The sequence below is a fragment of the Erwinia sp. V90_4 genome (assembly GCF_029967685.1).
GTDB classification, from domain to species: Bacteria; Pseudomonadota; Gammaproteobacteria; order Enterobacterales; family Enterobacteriaceae; genus Erwinia; species Erwinia aphidicola.
In genome coordinates this window covers 120,984-142,339 of the sequence record NZ_JASCAQ010000040.1, presented here as the reverse complement: position 1 = coordinate 142,339, position 21,356 = coordinate 120,984, and the positions used below count along the sequence as shown (strand labels likewise).

At 56.4% G+C, this 21,356-nt stretch carries 20 protein-coding genes, 1 pseudogene and 1 other annotated feature; of the genes and pseudogenes, 9 read left to right on the top strand and 12 right to left on the bottom strand.

Going from position 1 to position 21,356, the window contains the following annotated elements:
* The first annotated feature begins 70 nt into the window (after positions 1-70).
* The 6 genes from QLG07_RS07265 (at position 71) to oppF (ending at position 7,462) form a co-directional block, all read left to right on the top strand.
* On the top strand, positions 71-1,705 hold the full coding sequence (locus tag QLG07_RS07265) for an ABC transporter substrate-binding protein (protein WP_282468879.1): 1,635 nt from the start codon (positions 71-73) through the stop codon (positions 1,703-1,705).
* Positions 1,706-1,877: 172 nt separating this feature from the next.
* Positions 1,878-3,509 carry an oligopeptide ABC transporter substrate-binding protein OppA gene (gene oppA / locus QLG07_RS07260; protein ID WP_048915930.1) on the top strand — a complete coding sequence of 544 codons (1,632 nt, stop codon included), beginning with the start codon at positions 1,878-1,880 and terminating at the stop codon, positions 3,507-3,509.
* Between the two features lie 84 nt (positions 3,510-3,593).
* A complete protein-coding gene (gene oppB / locus QLG07_RS07255) occupies positions 3,594-4,514 on the top strand; it encodes an oligopeptide ABC transporter permease OppB (protein WP_048915931.1) in 921 nt (306 codons plus the stop codon).
* A 14-nt stretch (positions 4,515-4,528) separates the two neighbouring features.
* A complete protein-coding gene (oppC, locus tag QLG07_RS07250) occupies positions 4,529-5,437 on the top strand; it encodes an oligopeptide ABC transporter permease OppC (protein ID WP_048915932.1) in 909 nt (302 codons plus the stop codon).
* A 10-nt stretch (positions 5,438-5,447) separates the two neighbouring features.
* Positions 5,448-6,464: an ABC transporter ATP-binding protein gene (locus tag QLG07_RS07245; RefSeq protein ID WP_048915933.1), complete on the top strand. Its 1,017-nt coding sequence runs from the start codon at positions 5,448-5,450 to the stop codon at positions 6,462-6,464.
* Entirely contained in the window at positions 6,461-7,462 is a 1,002-nt protein-coding gene (gene oppF, locus QLG07_RS07240; protein ID WP_048915934.1) for a murein tripeptide/oligopeptide ABC transporter ATP binding protein OppF, read from the top strand. Before QLG07_RS07245 ends, oppF begins: the two co-directional genes overlap by 4 nt.
* 388 nt (positions 7,463-7,850) lie before the next feature.
* Here the strand turns inward: oppF and QLG07_RS07235 are convergent, their stop codons facing one another.
* Together QLG07_RS07235 and cls are read right to left on the bottom strand one after the other, a co-directional pair.
* A complete protein-coding gene (locus QLG07_RS07235; RefSeq protein ID WP_208864915.1) occupies positions 7,851-8,180 on the bottom strand; it encodes an HI1450 family dsDNA-mimic protein in 330 nt (109 codons plus the stop codon).
* Positions 8,181-8,220: 40 nt separating this feature from the next.
* Positions 8,221-9,681 (bottom strand): cardiolipin synthase, encoded by a 1,461-nt coding sequence (gene cls, locus QLG07_RS07230; protein ID WP_048915936.1) that lies wholly within the window; start codon positions 9,679-9,681, stop codon positions 8,221-8,223.
* Between the two features lie 165 nt (positions 9,682-9,846).
* Here cls and QLG07_RS07225 point away from each other — a divergent pair, with 165 nt between their 5' ends.
* Positions 9,847-10,020, top strand: a complete 174-nt coding sequence (locus QLG07_RS07225; RefSeq protein WP_099753651.1) for a YciY family protein — start codon at positions 9,847-9,849, stop codon at positions 10,018-10,020.
* 45 nt (positions 10,021-10,065) lie between these two features.
* Here QLG07_RS07225 and QLG07_RS07220 read toward each other — a convergent pair whose 3' ends face one another.
* Entirely contained in the window at positions 10,066-10,362 is a 297-nt protein-coding gene (locus QLG07_RS07220; protein WP_048915937.1) for a YciI family protein, read from the bottom strand.
* A gap of 203 nt (positions 10,363-10,565) precedes the next feature.
* Between QLG07_RS07220 and tonB the strand changes: the two genes are divergently transcribed.
* A complete protein-coding gene (gene tonB, locus QLG07_RS07215) occupies positions 10,566-11,288 on the top strand; it encodes a TonB system transport protein TonB (protein WP_048915938.1) in 723 nt (240 codons plus the stop codon).
* A gap of 24 nt (positions 11,289-11,312) precedes the next feature.
* Here the strand turns inward: tonB and yciA are convergent, their stop codons facing one another.
* The 3 genes from yciA to QLG07_RS07200 form a co-directional block, all read right to left on the bottom strand.
* Positions 11,313-11,741, bottom strand: coding sequence for an acyl-CoA thioester hydrolase YciA (gene yciA, locus QLG07_RS07210; RefSeq protein WP_187497679.1), 429 nt, complete (start codon positions 11,739-11,741; stop codon positions 11,313-11,315).
* A gap of 69 nt (positions 11,742-11,810) precedes the next feature.
* The gene (locus QLG07_RS07205) at positions 11,811-12,350 is read right to left on the bottom strand and encodes a septation protein A (RefSeq protein ID WP_048915940.1); all 540 of its coding nucleotides are present in this window, start codon (positions 12,348-12,350) and stop codon (positions 11,811-11,813) included.
* 76 nt (positions 12,351-12,426) lie between these two features.
* Positions 12,427-13,164, bottom strand: coding sequence for a YciC family protein (locus tag QLG07_RS07200; protein ID WP_282468878.1), 738 nt, complete (start codon positions 13,162-13,164; stop codon positions 12,427-12,429).
* Positions 13,165-13,507: 343 nt separating this feature from the next.
* Between QLG07_RS07200 and ompW the strand changes: the two genes are divergently transcribed.
* Positions 13,508-14,143: an outer membrane protein OmpW gene (ompW, locus tag QLG07_RS07195; protein WP_187497678.1), complete on the top strand. Its 636-nt coding sequence runs from the start codon at positions 13,508-13,510 to the stop codon at positions 14,141-14,143.
* Between the two features lie 55 nt (positions 14,144-14,198).
* Here ompW and QLG07_RS07190 read toward each other — a convergent pair whose 3' ends face one another.
* The 6 genes and pseudogenes from QLG07_RS07190 to QLG07_RS07165 form a co-directional block, all read right to left on the bottom strand.
* Positions 14,199-14,513 carry a BON domain-containing protein gene (locus QLG07_RS07190; RefSeq protein ID WP_048915943.1) on the bottom strand — a complete coding sequence of 105 codons (315 nt, stop codon included), beginning with the start codon at positions 14,511-14,513 and terminating at the stop codon, positions 14,199-14,201.
* A 154-nt stretch (positions 14,514-14,667) separates the two neighbouring features.
* Positions 14,668-15,471: a tryptophan synthase subunit alpha gene (gene trpA / locus QLG07_RS07185; RefSeq protein WP_191149370.1), complete on the bottom strand. Its 804-nt coding sequence runs from the start codon at positions 15,469-15,471 to the stop codon at positions 14,668-14,670.
* Positions 15,471-16,664, bottom strand: coding sequence for a tryptophan synthase subunit beta (trpB, locus tag QLG07_RS07180; protein WP_099754611.1), 1,194 nt, complete (start codon positions 16,662-16,664; stop codon positions 15,471-15,473). Before trpB ends, trpA begins: the two co-directional genes overlap by 1 nt.
* Positions 16,665-16,677: 13 nt before the next feature.
* On the bottom strand, positions 16,678-18,039 hold the full coding sequence (trpCF, locus tag QLG07_RS07175; protein ID WP_099754612.1) for a bifunctional indole-3-glycerol-phosphate synthase TrpC/phosphoribosylanthranilate isomerase TrpF: 1,362 nt from the start codon (positions 18,037-18,039) through the stop codon (positions 16,678-16,680).
* Between the two features lie 2 nt (positions 18,040-18,041).
* Positions 18,042-19,636: pseudogene (gene trpD, locus QLG07_RS07170) on the bottom strand (bifunctional anthranilate synthase glutamate amidotransferase component TrpG/anthranilate phosphoribosyltransferase TrpD).
* On the bottom strand, positions 19,636-21,198 hold the full coding sequence (locus tag QLG07_RS07165) for an anthranilate synthase component 1 (RefSeq protein WP_099754613.1): 1,563 nt from the start codon (positions 21,196-21,198) through the stop codon (positions 19,636-19,638). Before QLG07_RS07165 ends, trpD begins: the two are co-directional and overlap by 1 nt.
* 23 nt (positions 21,199-21,221) lie before the next feature.
* Positions 21,222-21,320: a sequence feature (Trp leader region), on the bottom strand.
* Positions 21,321-21,356 lie beyond the last annotated feature (36 nt).

Below are 21,356 nucleotides of genomic sequence, written 5' to 3'. Positions count from 1 at the left end.
AACGTTAACCTCATCCGTCCCGGCAGTTCTGACGGTAGTCGTTGGTATCACCACACAGGGTTTTAGCTGAATGAAATGTTTTACATCATTACGCCACATCGCGAGCGGAACAGGGTTACTGCTGGGCCTTATCACTCTCAACGCCGTGGCAGCTGACGTTCCGGACGGGGTCAGCCTGAGCAAGCAGCAAAATCTGGTGATCAACAATGGCACTGAAGTTTCATCTCTCGACCCGCAAAAAACAGAAGGGGTGCCCGAGACCGATGTGATCCTCAATCTGCTGGAAGGATTGGTCAGCACCGACAACAACGGCCACCTGGTGCCCGGCGTGGCACAAAGCTGGAGCAGCGAGCAGGGTAAGGTCTGGACCTTTACCCTGCGGCCAGATGCGAAGTGGAGCAACGGCGAACCCGTCACGGCCGGCGATTTCGTCTACAGCTGGCAGCGGCTGGTGGACGCTAAAACCGCATCGCCTTATGCCAGCTATCTGCAGGCCGCTCACGTGGCTAACGTTGATGAGATCCTGGCGGGTAAACGCCCGGCCAGCGATCTCGGGGTGAAAGCGCTCGACGATCGTCACTTCCAGGTCACGCTCAGTCAGCCGGTCCCTTATTTCCTTGCTATGGCGGCACACACCGCGTTGAAACCGGTCAACCGGGCTGCGATTGAACGCTGGGGGGAGAAGTGGACTTTGCCTGCGCACTACGTGGGGAATGGGGCTTATACCCTGAGCGACTGGGTGATCAATGAAAAAATTGTGCTCAAGCGCAATCCGCACTACTGGAACAACGGTAAGACGGTGATTGAGCAGGTGACATTCTTACCGATCGTCTCCGAAACCAGCGATGTTAACCGCTATCGCAGCGGGGAAATTGATATCACTAACAGCGCCTTGCCGCCCGAGCGTTTTCAGCAGCTGAAAAAAGAGCTTGGCCCGCAGGTCAGAGTCAGTCCTTATCTCTGTACCTTCTACTATGAACTGAATAACCGCCGTCCGCCGTTTGACGATGCGCGCGTGCGCACCGCGGTGAAGCTGACCCTCGACCGCGACATCATTACCGGGAAAGTGATGGGCCAGGGGCAGATCCCGGCATGGAGCCTGACGCCGCCGTTTACTGACGGCGCGCAGTTCAGCGCACCGCAGTGGTTCCACCTGACGCAGGATGAACGGAACCAGCAGGCTAAAGCGTTGCTCGCGCAGGCGGGCTACAGCGCGTCAAAACCGCTGCGTTTCTCACTGCTGTATAACACCTCTGACGTCAATAAAAAGCAGGCCATTGCGGCCGCATCGATGTGGAAAAAGAATCTCGGTGCCGACGTGACGTTACAGAATCAGGAGTGGAAAACCATGCTTGATACTCGTCATCAGGGGAATTATGACGTGGCCCGCGCCACCTGGTGTTCCGACTATAATGAACCCTCTACCTTCCTCACTATGTTGCTGAGCGACTCCTCAACCAATACGGCTTTTTACCGCAGCCCGGCGTTTGACCAACTGATGGCGCAGTCGCTCAACATGAGTGATGACGCCGAGCGGGCAACCGTCTATCAGCAAGCGGAGCAGCAGCTGGATAAGGATTCTGCCATTGTGCCGGTCTACTACCGGGTGAGTGCGCGGCTGGTGAAGCCGTGGGTAGGGGGCTTTACCGGTAAAGATCCGCAGGACCTTACCGATGTTAAATACTTTTATATAACCAGTCACTAAACCGTGCGGCTCTGCCGGGCGGTAAAGGGTGATAGCAAAGCAGTACCGATGAAATAAAAAAAGACAAGCCGGGTGGAATCGTTCCTCTACCCGGTGAAGTTTTCCCGCAAACGGGGGTAGCCACGGTGCCCGGCACACGTTGGCATTAATAAAAACTGGAGTAGGTAATAAGATGATCAACATCACGAAAAAAACTTTGATCGCCGCAGGCGTTATGGCCGCGCTGACTGGCAATATGGCCTATGCCGCCAATGTACCGGCGGGCGTTCAGCTGGCAGATAAGCAGGAGCTGGTCAGAGGTAACGGTGCTGAGCTGCAGTCGCTTGACCCGCACAAAATTGAAGGCGTCCCGGAATCTAACGTTAACCGTGATGTGCTTGAAGGCCTGGTGATTAACGATGCGGACGGGAAAATCATCCCTGGCGTTGCGGAATCATGGGAAAACAAAGACGGCGGTAAAGTCTGGATATTCCACCTGCGTAACACCGCCAAGTGGTCAAACGGCGAGCCGGTGACCGCGCAGGATTTCGTTTACAGCTGGCAGCGCCTGGCCGACCCGAAAACAGCGTCCCCTTACGCCAGCTATCTGCAGTACGGCCATCTGCTGAATGTGGATGACATCATTGCCGGTAAAAAAACGCCTGATACCCTCGGCGTTAAAGCACTGGACGCTCACACCCTGGAAGTGACGCTGAGCGATGCAGTTCCCTATTTCTATAAGCTGCTGATCCATCCATCTATGTCGCCGGTGTACAAGCCAGCGGTAGAGAAATTTGGCGAGAAGTGGACCCAGCCTGCAAACTTCGTTGGTAACGGTGCCTTCAAACTGAAAGAGTGGGTGGTGAACGAGCGCATCGTGGTTGAGCGTAACCCTGAGTACTGGGATAACGCGCACACCATCCTGAATCAGGTCACTTTCCTGCCGATCCCGTCTGAAGTCACCGACACCAACCGCTACCGCAGCGGCGGCAGCGATATTACCTACAACTACCTGCCAATCGAGCTTTACCAGAAGCTGAAAAAAGAGATCCCGAAAGAGATCCACGCCGATCCGTATCTCTGTACTTACTACTATGAGATCAACAACCAAAAGGCACCATTTAACGATGCGCGCGTGCGTACCGCGCTCAAGCTGGGCCTGGACCGCGATATCATCGTCAACAAAGTGAAAGCGCAGGATGAAGATCCCGCCTACAGCTTCACACCGCCATTCACCGACGGCATCAAGCTGGATAAGCCAGAGTGGATGAGCTGGACCCAGGAAAAACGTAACGAAGAGGCGAAAAAACTGCTGGCGGAAGCCGGTTACACTGCCGACAAACCGCTGACGTTCGACCTGCTGTATAACACCTCCGATCTGCATAAAAAACTGGCGATTGCTGCAGCCTCCATCTGGAAGAAAAACCTCGGTGTCAACGTTAAGCTGCAGAACCAGGAGTGGAAAACCTTCCTCGATACTCGCCATCAGGGTAACTTCGATGTGGCGCGTGCGGCCTGGTGTGCTGACTACAACGAACCGACCAGCTTCCTGAACATCATGCTGTCAGACAGCAGCAACAACACCTCGCACTATAAGAGCCCGGCATTTGACAAAATTATGTCAACGGCACTGAGCGCGAGTGATGAAGCGAAACGCGCGGAAGTTTACGCCGAAGCGGAGAAGCAGCTCGATAAAGATTCCGCCATCGTGCCGGTCTACTACTACAAAAACCTGCGTTTAGTGAAGCCTTACGTTGGTGGTTATACCGGTAAAGATCCACTGGATAACAGCCACGATAAAGATCTGTACATTATCAAGCACTAACAATTCGGGCGGCGATGCTGCTCTTTTAAAGCAATGTCACCGCAGGGGTTCGCCCCTGCGGTGTAAAGCCAGCAGGTACGGGCAATGTTAAAATTTATACTGCGTCGTTTTCTCGAAGCGATTCCGACGCTCTTTATTCTGATTACCATCTCCTTTTTCATGATGCGTATGGCACCCGGCAGCCCGTTTACCGGTGAACGTACGTTGACCCCGGAAGTGATGGCTAATATCGAAGCCAAATATCATTTAAACGATCCGATGTGGAAACAGTATCTCAACTATCTCCAGCAGTTGGCGCATGGGGACTTTGGACCGTCGTTTAAATACAAAGACTATTCGGTCAATGACCTGGTGGCGGGTTCATTCCCCGTATCCGCCAAGCTGGGCGCTGCGGCCTTTCTGTTTGCTCTGGTGTTTGGCGTGACGGCTGGCGTTATCGCCGCCCTCAAGCAGAACAGCAAATGGGACTATGCGGTGATGGGGGTCGCCATGACCGGCATCGTTATTCCGAGCTTTGTGGTGGCGCCACTGCTGGTGCTGCTGTTCTCGATCACCTTGAAATGGCTGCCGGGCGGCGGCTGGAACGGCGGGGCGCTGAAATATATGATCCTGCCGATGGTGGCGCTCTCCCTGGCCTATATTGCCAGCATTGCGCGCATCACCCGAGGTTCGATGATCGAAGTCTTGCACTCCAACTTTATCCGCACCGCGCGCGCGAAAGGGCTGCCGATGCACCGCATCGTACTGCGCCACGCGCTGAAGCCCGCGCTGCTGCCGGTTCTCTCTTATCTCGGCCCGGCCTTTGTCGGCATTATTACCGGTTCAATGGTTATCGAGACGATTTATGGTCTGCCGGGTATCGGTCAGCTATTTGTCAATGGCGCGCTGAACCGTGACTATTCGCTGGTGTTAAGCCTGACTATTCTGGTTGGGGCGTTAACCATTCTGTTTAACGCGATTGTTGACGTGCTGTATGCCGTTATCGATCCAAAGATTCGTTATTAATCCGGGAGCTGGCAATGATTTTAAGTAAAAAAAACAGCGAAGCTCTGGATAACTTCACTGAAAAACTCGAAGTGGAAGGGCGCAGCCTTTGGCAGGATGCGCGCCGCCGCTTTATCCATAACCGTGCGGCGGTTGCCAGCCTGTTTGTGCTGCTGCTGGTGGCTCTGTTTGTCACCTTTGCACCGATGCTGTCGCAGTTTACCTACGATGACACCGACTGGGCGATGATGTCGGCCGCGCCGGACCTGACCTCCGGTCACTATATGGGCACCGACTCCTCCGGGCGCGACCTGCTGGTGCGTGTGGCGATTGGCGGACGTATCTCACTGATGGTGGGGATTGCCGCGGCGCTGGTTGCTGTGGTGCTCGGCACGCTGTACGGCACGCTGGCGGGTTATCTGGGCGGCAAAACCGACTCGGTGATGATGCGCCTGCTGGAGATCCTCAACTCCTTCCCGTTTATGTTCTTCGTTATCCTGCTGGTGACGCTGTTTGGTCAGAATATCCTGCTGATTTTCGTCGCCATTGGCATGGTGTCATGGCTGGATATGGCGCGTATCGTGCGCGGCCAGACCCTGAGCCTGAAGCGCAAAGAGTTTATTGAAGCGGCAGAAGTGGGCGGGGTATCGACGATGAATATCGTACTGCGCCATATCGTCCCGAACGTGCTCGGCGTGGTGGTGGTGTATGCCTCACTGCTGGTGCCCAGCATGATCCTGTTCGAGTCCTTCTTAAGCTTCCTGGGGCTCGGTACTCAGGAGCCGCTCAGCAGCTGGGGCGCTTTGCTGAGCGACGGCGCTAACTCGATGGAAGTGTCGCCGTGGCTGCTGCTTTACCCGGCCGGCTTCCTGGTCGTCACCCTGTTCTGTTTCAACTTTATTGGCGATGGCCTGCGTGATGCCCTCGACCCGAAAGATCGTTAAGGAGTTCCCGATGAGCACGATTGAATTACAGCCAGCAATGGCCAAAACCAGGGAAAGCCAACGTCTGCTGGATGTTAAAGACCTGCGCGTGACCTTTAGCACCCCGGATGGGGATGTCACGGCGGTTAACGACCTTAACTTCAGCCTCAGCGCCGGGGAAACTTTAGGGATCGTCGGCGAATCCGGGTCCGGAAAATCGCAGACCGCGTTTGCCCTGATGGGCCTGCTGGCCAGCAACGGGCGCATTGGCGGCTCGGCCCGCTTTAACGGCAGCGAGATCCTCAACCTGCCGGAGAACAAGCTGAATAAGCTGCGCGCCGAGCAGATCGCGATGATCTTCCAGGACCCGATGACCTCGCTGAACCCGTACATGCGCGTCGGTGAGCAGCTGATGGAAGTGCTGCAGCTGCATAAGGGGATGAACAGCGCGCAGGCGTTTGAAGAGTCTGTGCGCATGCTCGACGCGGTGAAAATGCCGGAAGCGCGTAAGCGCATGAAAATGTTCCCCCATGAATTTTCTGGCGGGATGCGTCAGCGCGTGATGATCGCCATGGCGCTACTGTGCCGTCCTAAGCTGCTGATTGCCGATGAGCCGACCACCGCGCTCGACGTGACGGTGCAGGCGCAAATTATGACGCTGCTGAACGAGCTGAAGCGCGAGTTCAATACCGCGATTATTATGATCACCCACGACCTCGGCGTGGTGGCCGGGATCTGCGATCAGGTGCTGGTGATGTATGCCGGGCGCACCATGGAATATGGTAAAGCGCGCGATGTCTTCTATCGGCCTTCACATCCGTACTCCATCGGCCTGCTCAATGCCGTGCCGCGTCTGGATGCCGACGAGGGCGACTCGCTGCTGACGATCCCGGGCAACCCGCCGAACCTGTCGCGTCTGCCAAAGGGCTGTCCGTTCCAGCCGCGCTGCCCGCACGCGATGGATATCTGCGCCAGCGCACCGCCGCTGGAAGCGTTCGGCGAAGGCCGACTGCGCGCCTGCTTTAAGCCCGTGGAGGAGTTGGTATGACAACGGTTGCTGAGAAGAAAGTTCTGCTGGAAATTGCCGATCTCAAAGTGCATTTCGACATCAAAGATGGTCGGCAGTGGTTCTGGCAGCCGCCAAAAACGCTGAAGGCGGTCGACGGCGTCAGCCTGCGTCTGTATGAGGGGGAAACCCTCGGCGTGGTCGGTGAGTCCGGCTGCGGGAAATCCACGCTGGCGCGGGCGATTATCGGCCTGGTGAAAGCGACAGAAGGGCGCGTTGCCTGGCTGGGGCGCGACCTGCTGGGGCAGAGCGCAGACGAATGGCGCGCTGCACGCAGCGATATTCAGATGATTTTCCAGGATCCGCTGGCCTCACTGAACCCGCGTATGAACATCGGCGAGATTATCGCCGAACCGCTGCGCACCTATCATCCGAAGATGCCGCGCCAGGAAGTGAAAGAGCGCGTGAAGGCGATGATGATGAAGGTGGGGTTACTGCCCAACCTGATCAACCGCTATCCGCACGAGTTCTCCGGCGGCCAGTGCCAGCGTATAGGCATTGCGCGCGCGCTGATCCTGGAGCCGAAGCTGATTATCTGCGATGAGCCGGTGTCCGCACTCGATGTGTCGATTCAGGCGCAGGTGGTAAACCTGCTGCAACAGCTGCAGCGTGAAATGGGGCTATCGCTGATCTTCATCGCCCACGATCTGGCGGTGGTGAAGCATATTTCTGACCGCGTGCTGGTGATGTATCTGGGGCATGCTGTGGAGCTGGGAACTTACGATGAGGTGTATCAGAACCCGCAGCACCCTTACACGCGTGCATTAATGTCAGCGGTGCCGATCCCGGACCCGGACCTTGAGCGCAACAAGACGATACAGCTGCTGGAAGGTGAACTGCCGTCGCCGATCAATCCGCCTTCAGGCTGCGTGTTCCGCACCCGCTGCCCGATTGCCGGGCCGGAATGCGCCAAAACGCGTCCGCTGCTGGAGGGCAGTTTCCGCCATGCGGTCTCCTGCCTGAAAGTGGACCCGCTTTAATGACCTACCCAATCCTCTAAATATTTTGCGCTGAGACAAGGCGGCAATAAGGTGAATCCCCGGGAGCTTACTGAAGTCAGTGACCGGGGTGAACCGAGGAAGCCAACGCAGGATCGGGGGAAAATATGACATACCCAATCCTCTAAATATTTTGCGCTGAGACAAGGCGGCAACAAGGTGAATCCCCGGGAGCTTACTGAAGTCAGTGACCGGGGTGAACTGAGGCAGCAAACGCAGGATCGGGGGAAAATATGACATACCAAATCCTCTAAATATTTTGCGCTGAGACAAGGCGGCAACAAGGTGAATCCCCGGGAGCTTACTGAAGTCAGTGACCGGGGTGAACCGAGGCAGCCAACGCAGGATCAGGGGAAAATATGACGAGGATTTATTCCTTCCAAAGGATGTGGCACAGCTTGTGGTCCTTCTCGCGGCACAGCAGTACGCGGGCAAAGACATCGGTAATCGGTTCGCCATCCTCTTCGCCCAGGCCAATCACCACTTCAGCGAAAAAGTCCGGGTTAAGGTCGAAATCGACGTGTTCAGCCCAGTCCTCTGCCGGGTCATACAGCTCTGCACCACCGCGCTCCTCAAACTGCAGATTAAACAGAATCACGTCCGCCGGGTCGAGGTTATCGACGGCCAGCTCAAGAAAGATGTCGTAGGCCTGTTCCAGGGTTTCATCTTCGGTAAGGCGGTTATTTAGGTCCATAAAAATTCCTGTGTTGCCCCTTGGGCGCTGTGCATTTTCGCTCGTTTTACAGCAATGGGCTGAAGAAGTAAAACAGTCGTTCTACGATACGCTGCCAGTATGCGCGGCGCGACCAGCGTTGACCATCAACCAGTCTGGATCGTGCGATATAATCCTCCTGCACCCGGGCCAGATCGCTGCCAAAACCATCGTCATCAATCACCAGCGTAATTTCAAAGTTGAGCCACAGGCTGCGCATATCGAGATTCACGGTGCCCACCAGGCTGAGCTGACCATCTACCAGAATACTCTTGGTGTGCAGCAGACCGCCTTCAAACTGATAGATCTTCACCCCGGCGTCCAGCAGCTCGCCAAAGAAGGCGCGGCTGGCCCAGCCCACCAGCAGCGAGTCGTTGCGGCGCGGCACGATAATACTGACATCAACGCCACGATAAGCCGCGGTGCAGATAGCATGCAGCAGGTCGTCGCTCGGAACAAAGTAGGGGGTGGTCATGATCAGCTGTTCGCGCGCTGAATAGACGGCGGTTAACAGTGCCTGATGGATCATATCCTCCGGGAAGCCAGGGCCGGAAGCGATCGCCTGAATGGTATGGCCGCTCTCCTGCTCAAACGGCATCACATTGTCATCTGGCGGAGGCGGCAAAATGCGCTTGCCGGTCTCAATTTCCCAGTCGCAGGAGTAAATAATGCCCAGTGTGGTGGCGACCGGGCCTTCCATACGTGCCATCAGGTCAACCCACTGGCCGACGCCAGCGTTCTGCTTGAAGTAGCGTGGGTCAACAAGGTTCATGCTGCCGGTATAGGCGATATAGTTGTCGATCAGCACCACTTTGCGGTGCTGGCGCAGATCCATACGGCGCAGGAAAACGCGCAGCAGGCTCACTTTTAGCGCCTCGACTAAATCGATACCCGCGCTGCGCATCATCGCTGCCCATGGGCTGCGGAAGAATTCGACGCTGCCCGCCGAGTCCAGCATCAGGCGGCAGTGAACGCCGCGCCGCGCCGCCGCCATTAGCGCTTCAGCCACTTCATCCGCCTGCCCACCGGGCTGCCAGATATAGAACACCATCTCGATATTATGACGTGCCAGCTGAATATCACGCACCAGCGCGCGCAGGGTGTCATCGGTGCTGGTGAGCAGCTGGAGCTGATTACCTTTCACCCCGGCAATGCCCTGACGGTTTTCACATAGCTGAAACAGTGAACGGGCCACATCGCTGTTATCTTCGGCAAAAATATGGTGACTGGCTTTGAGATCGGTTAGCCAGCGGGCGGTAGAAGGCCACATGGTGCGCGCGCGCTCGGCACGCCGTTTGCCAAGGTGCAGCTCACCGAATGAGAGATAAGCAATGATGCCAACCAGCGGAATAATATAGATAATTAACAGCCAGGCCATGGCGGAGGGCACTGCGCGCCGCTTCATCAGGATACGCAGGGTGACACTGGCAATTAGCAACCAATAACCAAACACCAGCAGCCAGCTCATTACGGTATAAAAGGTGGTCATTAAGTGAAAATCCTGTTCACGCGGCAATTAAATGGAGTTTACGTGCAGATGACAGTACAGGAAACCTTTAACCACACTTTAAGGAATAAAGAGATCGGACCTGGTGAGGATTGATAAAGGTCTATACTGCGTCGCGAGTTTTTCCTGGGTCAATCAGAGGGTGTAATGAGACGAAGTAGAAATGAGGTGGCGCGCTGGCGCATGTTGCGGCAGGTTCAGCGGCGTCGGTCGCGTTGGTTGGAGGGGCAGTCTCGTCGCTACGGACGTATGCACTCTTTCCGCCATCAGGTGAGCCAGCAGCAACGCCGTTCTATTTTGTTTATTACACAGATTCCCTGAAGCGGGTAACAGGCCCGGCGATGGCGAGATCCCCGGGCTGTTTAATCAGAAAGCGCGTTTAAACGGCTTAATAGCAACCTGCTTATATACCCCGGCAGCAATATAGGGATCATCCTGCGCCCAGGACTGCGCGGCTTCCAGCGATGGGAACTCGGCAATAATGGTTGAACCGCTGAAACCGGCAACGCCAGGCTCGTTACTGTCTACCGCGGGCATCGGGCCGGCAATAATCAGACGACCTTCATCACGCAGCAGCTGCAGGCGGGCAAGGTGAGCAGGGCGCACGGCCGTGCGTTTTTCCAGTGAGTCACTATTATCTTCAGCGTAAATTACGTAGAGCACCTTCAGAACTCCTGTCTGGGGATGAGATTCGGCATCACGTTAAGTGATCGTTAACATTTGTGCAAACTAAAGCGTATCTGGCCTTGATAAAGGTCAGCCTGCGGCGTTTTAAAGGTGAAATCGACGAATCAGCGTGCGTGCTTATTGAAATTGATTGCTATTTGCATTTAAAATCAACGCTTCACATTTTGACCAGAAAGATTATGACGACGCTGACAACTGAACTACCTCGCCGCTCACCTTTACCATTGCTGATTTCGGTCGTACTGCATGGTTTAGCGATCGGGGCACTGCTGTATGCCTCATTTCATCAGGTGGTCGAAATGCCGAAAGCGTCTCAGCCTATCAGCGTGTCGTTAGTGGCACCTGAAGTGCAGCCGGAACCGCAGCCAGCCCCGCCTGAAGTGGTACCAGAACCTGAGCCAGAACCGGAACCGGAACCGGTGCCTGAACCGCCTAAGCCAGAGCCGGTACCGATCCCTAAACCGGAGCCAAAGCCGAAGCCAAAACCGAAGCCGGTGAAGAAAGAGGTGGTCAAGCCGAAGAAAGAGGTGAAACCACGCCCGGCAGCCGCGCCACAGGAGACTAAACCCGTTGAGCAGAGTAAGCCGTCCACCGCGCCGAAGACCTCCCAGGCGCCGTCTACCGCCGTCTCAACCGGGCCACGGGCATTAACCGTTGGTAAGCCAGCCTATCCGGCGCGTGCTTTTGCCCTGCGGGTGGAAGGGCGTGTGCGGGTGCAGTTTGACGTCGACAGCGCCGGCCAGGTAGATAATGTGCGCATTCTGTCGGCCGAACCGCGCAACATGTTTGAGCGTGAAGTGAAACAGGCGATGCGCAAATGGCGCTATGAAGCCGGTAAGCCTGGCAAAGACCTGACGATGAATATCGTGTTTAAGATCAACGGTGGGACATCCATCGAATAAAAAAAAGGGCGAAAGCCCTTTTTTTTATACCTGCGGGTCGAGCTCAAAGTGGCTCTTATCGGCGGGTAGCGGCCGCGGTTTGCCCTCCGGGTCGACGGCAACATAGATAAACACCGCTTCGGTGGTGCAGTAGCGCTGGCCAATGGGTTCAGACGACACCTTCTTGATCCACACCTCGATATTGATGGTGATGGAGCTGGTACCGGTTTTGATACAGCGCGCATGGCAGGTGACGACATCACCCACCGCGACCGGTTTCAGAAAGGTCATGCCGTCGGCGCGCACGGTGACCACGCGACCTTCCGCTATCTCTTTCGCCAGAATAGCGCCACCCATATCCATCTGTGACATCAGCCAGCCGCCGAAGATATCGCCGTTGGCGTTGGTGTCTGCAGGCATCGCCAGCGTACGCAGCACCATTTCGCCCTGCGGTAATCGTTGTTGTTCGCTCATTGTGTGCTCTCGAATTGCTTGCTTCCGGTCATTCAATTCGCCCGGGGTAAATGTCCGGGCAATGATGGGTTATTTTTCTTCTTGTTGTGGCATCAGACGATAAATGTAGACGCCGCTCAGTAGCGTAAACAGGAGCGTCAGGGCGCTCAGGCCAAAGACTTTAAAGTTAATCCAGATATCCTGCGACAGCCAGAAGGCGACATAGATATTCGCGAGGCCGCAGGCGAGGAAGAACAGTGCCCAGGCGATATTCAGGCGGCGCCAGGCGAATTCAGGCAGCTGAAGTTCTTTCCCCAGCATCTTCTGGATCAGCGGCTGTTTCATAAACCACTGGCTGAACAGCAGCGCAGCGGTGAACAGGCCATAGATGATAGTGACTTTCCACTTAATAAAGTCCGGGTTGTGCAGCGCAATCGTCAGCGTGCCAAACACCGCAACCAGCGCGAAGGTCACCAGCGACATCTTTTCAACTTTACGATAAAGCAGCCAGCCCGCCGCCAGTGCCAGCGCGGAGGCGGCAATCAGTGCGCCGGAGGCAACATAGATGTCGTAAAGCTTGTAGAAAACAAAAAACACCACGAGGGGAAGAAAGTCGAGTAACTGCTTCATAGCGGCTTCCAAATAACAGACGAATGCGAAATATCATTATCCAGCAGAATGCCTCTGTCGAGGCATTCCAGGTTAATTAACGTAACAGCATATACAGGCGTGACAAATAGATAATCAGTATGGCTGAAACCAGGTTGCTGAGCGCGTTGAGCACTACAGAAGCGACGTCCGGCGGCAGCACCAGCAGCGAGGAGGCCAGCAGCAGCACCACCAGTTTCGCCACAATCCATAAAATCACCGCCGGGGCGATCAGTTTCATCTGGCTCCAGCCGAGACGCATGCTGGCGCGCATAGAGGCGATCACTCCCACTTTTTCGGTCATCAGGATGATCGGGGAGAGTGCCAGGGTAACGGCCAGCAGCACGCCGGGAATCACCAGCACCATAAAGCCGAGCTGGATAAGCACGGTCATCAGGATGGTGAGCAGCAGCAGTGCCGGTAAGCGCGGAGCGGATGCGCCAATAGCCCGCAGCGCGCTGATGCGCTGGCCGGATGACGCCAGCGGGATCAGGCTCAGCATGCCGCCCAGCAGCAGGACATTACCTACCAGTGAAGCAAAAGTACCGGCAGCGGAAGCGTGCAGCAGTACCTGCTGCTGTTCGGGGGACATATTACGGATCATCTCCATCAGGCTGCTGGCGGAACCCGCAGCGCCTTCACCGAGGATCTGCATCTCATCAGCGCCTGGCGTGAATGCCTTGCCGATAAGCATAGTAATAAACGAAGTTAACAGCGCCATCAGCACAATAGTGACCGACTGATGGCGGAAGAAATTCCCCGTGTCACGGTATAGCGAACCCGCCGTGATAGACATGTACTCTCCTTGAAAGGCCGGTGTTATAGACCCGGCGATTGTACATGGTCTGGCAGGGTGCTGGCACCCAGATTGACATAACTTTCGATTTAAGAAGGTATTACCGCCATTCCGCGCTTGTTGACTTCAGCCATGCTGGTTGCGCTGTTTTTATCTGGCTCACTTCACCGCCAAAACCCGTGAAAATTGATCCAAATCAACTCTATGTTTTATATAAACTTTTTGTTAATTGATTTGCATGATCTCGCCGGTAAATCAGGGTAAATATAGGTCGGCTAAAAACGCATCAAGGCCTCAAAGCAGGTCGCATGCTTACAATAATTTGCAGAAAAAAGGAGTGGTTATGAAATTGAAAGCGCTGGTACTCGCCGTAATGAGCTTACTGCCCGTCGCCGCATCAGCCCACCAGGCTGGGGATTTCTTTATGCGTGTCGGTTCCGCGACCGTGCGCCCGACCGGAGGGTCGGATGACGTAATGGGCCTGGGTGAGTTCAACATTGATAACAACACCCAGATGGGCCTGACCTTCACCTATATGGCCACCGATTACATTGGCGTGGAACTGCTGGGTGCGACGCCGTTTAAACACCATGTTGGCCTGCAGGCGACCGGCACGCTGGCAACGGTTCACCAGTTGCCGCCAACGCTGATGGCACAGTGGTACCCAATGGGTAACAGCAGTAAGTGGCAGCCTTATGCGGGCGTCGGGGTCAACTACACTATGTTTTATGACACCGACTTTAACCAGACCGGGCGTGATGCGGGATTAAGCAATCTCAGCGTGAAAAACTCCTGGGGTTTAGCGGGGCAGGTAGGTCTTGACTATCAGTTAACGCCTGACTGGCTGATTAACGCCTCGCTGTGGTACATGGATATCAACACCAAAGTGCGCTTCGACTCTGCGGCGGCAGGCCGCCAGAGTATTGATACGCATATTAATCCGTGGGTGTTCTTCTTCGGCGCGGGCTACACTTTCTGAAGCGCTAAAATGCAAAAAGGCGCGAAATTCGCGCCTTTTAAGCCATTCAGAACGGTTATTTAATCTGCATATTATTCACAACAGATTTTACACCCGCCACGCCGCGCGTAATGCCGACGGCACGGTTAGCCATCTGCGGTGAGCTGACAAATCCACTCAGCTGAACGCGTCCTTTGAAGGTCTCAACATTGATCTCCGTCGACTTCAGCGAGTCATCGGCCAGCAGGGTTGATTTTACCTTGGTCGTAATGACGGTGTCGTCAATATAACCTCCGGTTCCCTCTTTAGTTGCCGTAGGCGCACAGGCACTCACTGACAGAGCCACTACGGCTGCAATAACCACACCTGATAAGACTTTGAACCATTTCACTATGTAATCTCCCTGTCATCATCATAAGGCTTTAACCGACACATTCATCGGTATCTATAGATTTTTAGCGAGGTTTGCCAGAAATGCAAATGGTTATGCGGGGAAAATTGAAAGAATATAATGCCTTATCCAGGAGATAAGGCATGGATTCTGCTTAGCGCGTTGCGGCTTTCAGTTTGCTAACGAAAGCGGTCAGCTCAGCGAGCATCACTTCCGGCTGTGCCAGGTTTTTCTCGATGATTTTCACAATGGCAGAGCCAGAGATAGCGCCGGCTGCGCCGCAACCCACCGCTTCCTGCACCTGCGACGCTTCAGAAATACCAAAGCCCTGCAGCGCCGGAGCAGCATGGTACTCGCGCAGTTTATCGACCAGATGCTTAAGCGGCAGATTGGCGCGCGTTTCCGAGCCGGTCACCCCGGCACGCGACAGCAGATAGGTGTAACCCCGGCCGTGGGAGGCAATTTCACGCAGCAGATCGTCACTGGCGTTCGGCGGGCAGATAAAGATTGGCGCGACGTTGTGGCGCAGCGCCGCCTGACGGAACGGGGCAGACTCTTCAATTGGCACGTCGGCAACCAGCACCGAGTCGACGCCAACCTGCTGGCAGCGGGCATAGAAGTTGTCGATGCCGTTGGAAAATACCAGGTTCGCGTACATCAGCAGGCCGATTGGCAGCTCCGGGTATTTCTGGCGGATGGCGGCCAGCATTTCGAAGCATTGTGACGGCGTCACGCCAGCCGCAAAGGCACGCAGGTTAGCATTCTGGATAGTCGGACCATCCGCCAGCGGATCGGAGAAGGGAATGCCCAGCTCCAGCGCATCGGCACCACCGGCCACCAGCGCATCGATAATCTGCAGCGAGAGTTCCGGCGTTGGGTCGCCCAGGGTGACGAAGGGCACAAAAGCGCCTTCTTTACGCTCTGCCAGACGTTTGAAACAGCTATCGTAACGTTCCATCAGATTTCTCCCTTCGCGGTCAGAATGTCATGCACGGTGAAAATATCTTTATCGCCACGGCCGGAGAGGTTGACCACCAGCAGCTGCTCTTTCTCAGGGTCGGCTTTCATCATCTTCAGGGCATGAGCCAGCGCGTGGGAAGATTCCAGCGCCGGGATAATCCCTTCGCTGCGGCACAGCGTTTTGAACGCATCCATGGCTTCGTCGTCGGTGATCGAGACGTATTCAGCGCGGCCAATGCTGTTCAGGTAAGCGTGCTGCGGTCCGACGGAGGGGAAATCCAGGCCGGCGGAGATGGAATACGACTCTTCAATCTGACCGTCTGCGGTCTGCATCATTGGCGACTTCATACCGAAGTAGATGCCGACGCGGCCATGCTTGAGTGGCGCACCGTGTTCACCGCTTTCAATACCGTGGCCAGCAGGCTCGACGCCGATCAGGCCGACGCTGCTCTCATCAATAAAGTCGGCAAACATGCCGATGGCGTTCGACCCGCCGCCAACGCAGGCGATGACGGCATCCGGCAGGCGGCCTTCTTTCTCCAGAATCTGCGCTTTCGTCTCTTCGCCGATCATACGCTGGAACTCACGCACAATGGTCGGGAACGGGTGTGGACCGGCGGCAGTGCCGAGCATATAGTGCGCGGTTTCATAGCTGCCGGACCAGTCGCGCAGCGCTTCGTTACAGGCATCTTTCAGCGTGGCAGAGCCGCTGTGCACCGGGATCACTTCCGCGCCCATCAGCTTCATACGGAACACGTTTGGCGACTGGCGCTCAATATCTTTTGCACCCATGTAAATGCGGCATTTCAGGCCCAGCAGGGCGCTGGCGAGGGCCGAGGCAACCCCGTGCTGACCGGCTCCGGTTTCAGCAATGATTTCGTTTTTACCCATGCGTTTTGCCAGCAGCGCCTGACCGAGTACCTGGTTAGTTTTGTGCGCGCCGCCGTGCAGCAGATCTTCTCGCTTCAGATACAGGCGAGTTTGGGTGCCTTTGGTGAGATTCTTACACAGCGTCAGCGCCGTTGGGCGCCCTGCATAGTTCTTCAGCAGGTCGGTAAATTCAGCCTGGAATTCCGGGTCGCTTTGGGCGCTGATAAAGGCGTCTTCCAGCTGTTCCAGAGCCGGCATCAGGATCTGCGGCACGTACATGCCACCAAACTCACCAAAATAGGGATTTAACTTAGTCATGATCGCTTCTCTTATATCAGTAGGCTTTCAGCGTCTGAAACACTGAAGCAATTTTACCGGCATCCTTAATTCCGGGGGCACTCTCCACGCCGGAATTAAAGTCGAGGCCTGCACAGCCGAGCTGAGCGGCCTGAACGCAGTTATCCGCCCCAAGACCACCGGCCAGCAGCACGTTATCGAGTTTCTCACCCTGCAACAGCTGCCAGTTAAACTGCTGGCCGCTGCCGCCACTGCCGTTATCAAACACATAGCGGTCAACGTGCGGCCAGTCGCGGGCGGGCAGGCTGGAACCTATGCTGAAGGCTTTCCAGATCTTCACGCTGGCCGGAAGTTCTGCGCGCAGCTGGCTGACAAATTGGCGATCTTCCTCACCGTGCAGCTGTACGGCAAACAGCTTCAACTGCTGCGCTTTAGTGACAATGTCACTGATGCTGTTATTGCGGAAAACGCCAACATATTTTAGCGCGCCGCCCGCCATCACGGCCGCAGCCTGAGCGCTATCGATTTTACGCGGTGAACCTTCGGCAAAGATCAGCCCACCATAATTCGCCCCGGCCTCCAGTGCGCAGCGGGCATCTTCGGCCCGCGTCAGTCCGCACACCTTATTGTCACCAAGGATCACCCGGCGCACGGCGGCGGTAAGATCCTCTTCTGACATCAGGGCAGAGCCAATCAGGAAGCCGTTGGCGAAGTGGCTAAGCTCACGTACCTGCGCGTAACTGTTAATGCCGGACTCGCTGATCACCGTGACCCCGTGCGCCACTTTCGGCGCCAGGCGGCGGGTGCGGTCCAGATCGATAGAGAGATCGCGCAGGTCGCGGTTATTAATGCCGACCACCTTCGCGCCCAGCGCAGTGGCGCGCTCCAGCTCTTCATCACTGATCACTTCGGTCAGCACGCCCATCTGCAGGCTATGCGCCACGGCAGAGAGCTGGCGATACTGCTCGTCGTCGAGCACCGACAGCATCAGCAAAATGGCATCGGCCTGGTGATAGCGCGCCAGATAGATCTGATAAGGGTCGATAATAAAGTCTTTACACAGCACCGGCTGGGTCACGGCTTTGCTGACAATCGGCAGAAAATCAAAGCTTCCCTGGAAGTACTTCTCGTCAGTCAGCACTGAAATCGCCGAGGCATAATGCTGGTAGACGCCAGCGATAACCGCCGGGTCAAAGTCTTCACGGATCAGACCCTTCGACGGGGAGGCTTTTTTGCACTCCAGAATAAACACGGTGCGGGCGCCCTGTAGCGCATGATAAAAGCCGCGCGTTGAGGGGACGATCTCATTTTGGAAGGTGGCCAGGGGCTGCTGCTGCTGGCGCTCTGCCAGCCAGATAGCTTTATCCTGGACGATTTTATTCAGTACGGTTTCCTGCATGATTATCTCCTTGCTGCCAGGGCGACAACCTGCTCGTAGGCACGGCCGCTGCGGATGGTTTCCAGCGCCTGCTGAGCATTTTGTCGCAAATCTTCATGGCCAAAAATTTTCAGCAACAGGGCGACGTTGGCCGCCACGGCTTCTTCATGAGCCAGCTCGCCATTACCCTGGAGTAAACGCGCCAGAATGTCACGATTTTCTTCCGGCGTGCCCCCGGCCAGCGCCTCCTGCGGATGGCTGCTCAGACCGAAGTCCTCCGCCGTCAGCTGGTAGCTGGTGATGTCACCGTCGCGCAGCTCCGCCACGTGGGTTGCGCTGTGCAGCGCCACTTCATCCATGCCGCCACCGTGCACTACGGCAGCGCGCTGATAGCCCAGCACTTTTAGCGTTTGTGCTACCGGCAGCACCAGCTCCGGGCTGTAAACGCCAATCACCGCCAGCGGCGGACGCGCCGGGTTGATCAGCGGGCCGAGCACGTTAAAGATAGTGCGGGTTTTCAACTCTTTACGTACCGGCATCGCATGGCGGAATCCGCTGTGGTACTGCGGCGCAAACAGGAAGCAGACATTGAGATCGTCCAGCGCCTGGCGTGCTTTCTCCGCCGGAAGATCCAGGCTGATGCCAAAGGCTGCCAGCAAATCTGAAGAACCGGATTTACTCGAAACGCTGCGGTTGCCGTGCTTGGCAACCTTCAGGCCGCAGGCCGAGGCGACAAACGCGCTGGCGGTCGAGATGTTAATGCTGTTGCTGCCGTCACCGCCGGTACCGACGATATCGGCAAACGCGTAGTCGGGGCGCGGAAAGGGTTTGGCATCTTCCAGCAGGGCGGTCGCGGCCCCGGCAATCTCCTGCGGCTGCTCACCGCGTACTTTCATCGCAATCAGTGCACCTGCCAGCTGGGTAGGTTCCAGCTGCCCGGTGATAATCGCCGAAAACAGCTGGTGGCTCTCAGCCTGCGTCAGGATCTCAGCCTGAAAGAGTTTTTCCAGAATAGTGTGCATCTCTTGTAACTCCTTGATTACGCCAGCGCCCAGGCGAGGGTTTGTTCCAGCAGGCGTGCCCCCTGGGTGGTAAGAATCGATTCCGGATGGAACTGGTAACCGCAGACGCGGTTGGCGTCGTCGCGCACGGCCATCACCATGCCGTTGAAGGTGGCGTTCACCGTCAGCCCGGCAGGAATGTTGCTGCCTACCAGCGAGTGGTAGCGGGCTACCGGCAGCGGGTTGCTCAGACCGGCGAACATGCCCTGATCGTCATGGGTTATCGCAGACGCTTTACCGTGCAGGATTTCGCCGGCCTGACCGACGTGACCACCGTAGGCTTCCACGATGGCCTGGTGGCCCAGGCAGATGCCGATAATCGGCAGGCGGCCGCGTAACGCGAGCAGCAGCTCCGGCATGCAGCCGGCTTCTGACGGCGCGCCCGGGCCTGGCGACAGCATCAGTACCGGATTTTCCATCTGTTGCAGGCGCTCAATCAGCGTCTGCGCCGGAACATTGTTACGGTAGACCATCACGTTATGGCCGAAGGTGCGTAACTGGTCGACGAGGTTATAGGTAAAAGAGTCGAAGTTATCGAGCAGCAGAATATCGGCCATCAGAAAATCTCCTTGCAGTGATGAGCAGTGGCAATGGCGCGCAGAACCGCACGCGCTTTGTTGCGGCTTTCATCCGCTTCCGCCTGCGGATTGGAGTCAAGAACCACGCCGGCACCGGCCTGTACGGTTGCCACGCCATCTTCAACATAGGCGGAGCGGATTACGATGCAGGTATCCAGATCCCCGCTGGCGGTAAAGTAGCCCACGGCGCCGCCGTAACTGCCGCGTCGCGTCCCCTCGGCTTTGGCAATCAGCTGCATGGCGCGTACTTTCGGCGCGCCGCTCAGGGTGCCCATATTCATACAGGCGCGGTAGGCGTGCAGCACGTCGATATCGTTACGCAGCTGGCCGACCACGCGTGAGACAAGGTGCATCACGAAGGTGTAGCGGTCCACTTTGGTCAAATCCGCGACATAGCGGGTGCCCGGCTGGCAGATACGCGCCAGGTCGTTGCGCGCCAGGTCAACCAGCATCAGGTGTTCAGCCATCTCTTTATGATCGGTACGCATCTCAAGCTCGATACGGCTGTCGAGGTCACGGTCCAGCGAACCATCCGCATGACGTCCGCGCGGGCGGGTTCCGGCAATCGGATAGATTTCAATCTGGTTGCTGCGCGCGTCATATTTCAGCGAGCTTTCCGGTGAGGCACCGAACAGGCTGAAGTGGCGATCCTGCATAAAGAACATATACGGGCTGGGATTGCTGTTCTTCAGCGTGTCATAGGCGGCCAGCGGCGACGGGCACGGCAGGGAGAAGCGGCGCGACGGCACCACCTGGAAGATCTCGCCGACGCGGATCGCTTCCTGCATTTCGCGCACCACCGCGCAGTAGTCTTCATCACTCTGGCTGATGCTCAGGCTCATGCTTTCCACTTTCTGCACTGGCAGCGGCGTGGCAGCCTGCTGCATCTGGCTGTGCAGCTGTTCGATGCGGCTTTGCAGGCGCATAAACTCGGACGGCTGGTGCGTGAACAGGCTGGCCTGCAGGCGTGCGCTCTGCGTCTGATGGTCGATTACCAGCAGGGTTTCAGCGAGGTAAAAACAGTAATCCGGGCAGCGCTGTTCGTTTTTCAGCGCCGGCAGCGCTTCGAAACCGGCAACCAGGTCGTAAGCGAACAGGCCGCCCAGCAGCACCGCTTCGCGCTCTTCTGCCGGGGCATTCACCAACTGTGGGATCAGGCGCAGCGCGTCAAATACCGACAAAGCGCGCAGGTTGGAATCTTCATCCTGGATTTCAGCATTAACGGGAAATACCAGCTCACGCCCGTCCGGACGCACGTGGTTCTCAACGCTGGCGGGCAGGGCAGCATCCAGCAGCGGTAGCAGAGCACGGCCATTTTCCGACAGCGCCTGCACCTGCACGCGATTATCCAGCGCGCTGAGACGCAGGGCGCTGTCAACAATCAGCAGGCTTTTCAGGTTGCATTTGCTGTCGACGTCGGCTGATTCCAGCAGCAGGGTTTCAGTGCGCGCCGCGCAAAGCTGATGAAAGACCGCAGCGGGATCTTCACGGTAAGGTGCGTTGCCGGTAATCAACTTCACTGTAGGTTTGGCATTTTGCATGTGATGTTCTCTGTTTTTTGCTCAAAAAAAAGCCCGCGGTAGGCGGGCTTAAGTATCTGCACTGCGTATTAACCGTGCATGACAGCTTCGCCCGTTCAGGGTGAAGTGTGCCACCAACCAGTCATCAGAGAGAATGAATACGTCATGATACAGACACC

Bases quoted from the DNA above. Each gene is read 5' to 3' on its own strand.
- QLG07_RS07265 (WP_282468879.1), top strand. From the start codon at position 71: ATGAAATGTTTTACATCATTACGCCACATCGCGAGCGGAACAGGGTTA.
- oppA (WP_048915930.1), top strand. From the start codon at position 1,878: ATGATCAACATCACGAAAAAAACTTTGATCGCCGCAGGCGTTATGGCC.
- oppB (WP_048915931.1), top strand. From the start codon at position 3,594: ATGTTAAAATTTATACTGCGTCGTTTTCTCGAAGCGATTCCGACGCTC.
- oppC (WP_048915932.1), top strand. From the start codon at position 4,529: ATGATTTTAAGTAAAAAAAACAGCGAAGCTCTGGATAACTTCACTGAA.
- QLG07_RS07245 (WP_048915933.1), top strand. From the start codon at position 5,448: ATGAGCACGATTGAATTACAGCCAGCAATGGCCAAAACCAGGGAAAGC.
- oppF (WP_048915934.1), top strand. From the start codon at position 6,461: ATGACAACGGTTGCTGAGAAGAAAGTTCTGCTGGAAATTGCCGATCTC.
- cls (WP_048915936.1), bottom strand. From the start codon at position 9,681: ATGACCACCTTTTATACCGTAATGAGCTGGCTGCTGGTGTTTGGTTAT.
- QLG07_RS07225 (WP_099753651.1), top strand. From the start codon at position 9,847: ATGAGACGAAGTAGAAATGAGGTGGCGCGCTGGCGCATGTTGCGGCAG.
- tonB (WP_048915938.1), top strand. From the start codon at position 10,566: ATGACGACGCTGACAACTGAACTACCTCGCCGCTCACCTTTACCATTG.
- yciA (WP_187497679.1), bottom strand. From the start codon at position 11,741: ATGAGCGAACAACAACGATTACCGCAGGGCGAAATGGTGCTGCGTACG.
- QLG07_RS07205 (WP_048915940.1), bottom strand. From the start codon at position 12,350: ATGAAGCAGTTACTCGACTTTCTTCCCCTCGTGGTGTTTTTTGTTTTC.
- QLG07_RS07200 (WP_282468878.1), bottom strand. From the start codon at position 13,164: ATGTCTATCACGGCGGGTTCGCTATACCGTGACACGGGGAATTTCTTC.
- ompW (WP_187497678.1), top strand. From the start codon at position 13,508: ATGAAATTGAAAGCGCTGGTACTCGCCGTAATGAGCTTACTGCCCGTC.
- trpA (WP_191149370.1), bottom strand. From the start codon at position 15,471: ATGGAACGTTACGATAGCTGTTTCAAACGTCTGGCAGAGCGTAAAGAA.
- trpCF (WP_099754612.1), bottom strand. From the start codon at position 18,039: ATGCAGGAAACCGTACTGAATAAAATCGTCCAGGATAAAGCTATCTGG.
- QLG07_RS07165 (WP_099754613.1), bottom strand. From the start codon at position 21,198: ATGCAAAATGCCAAACCTACAGTGAAGTTGATTACCGGCAACGCACCT.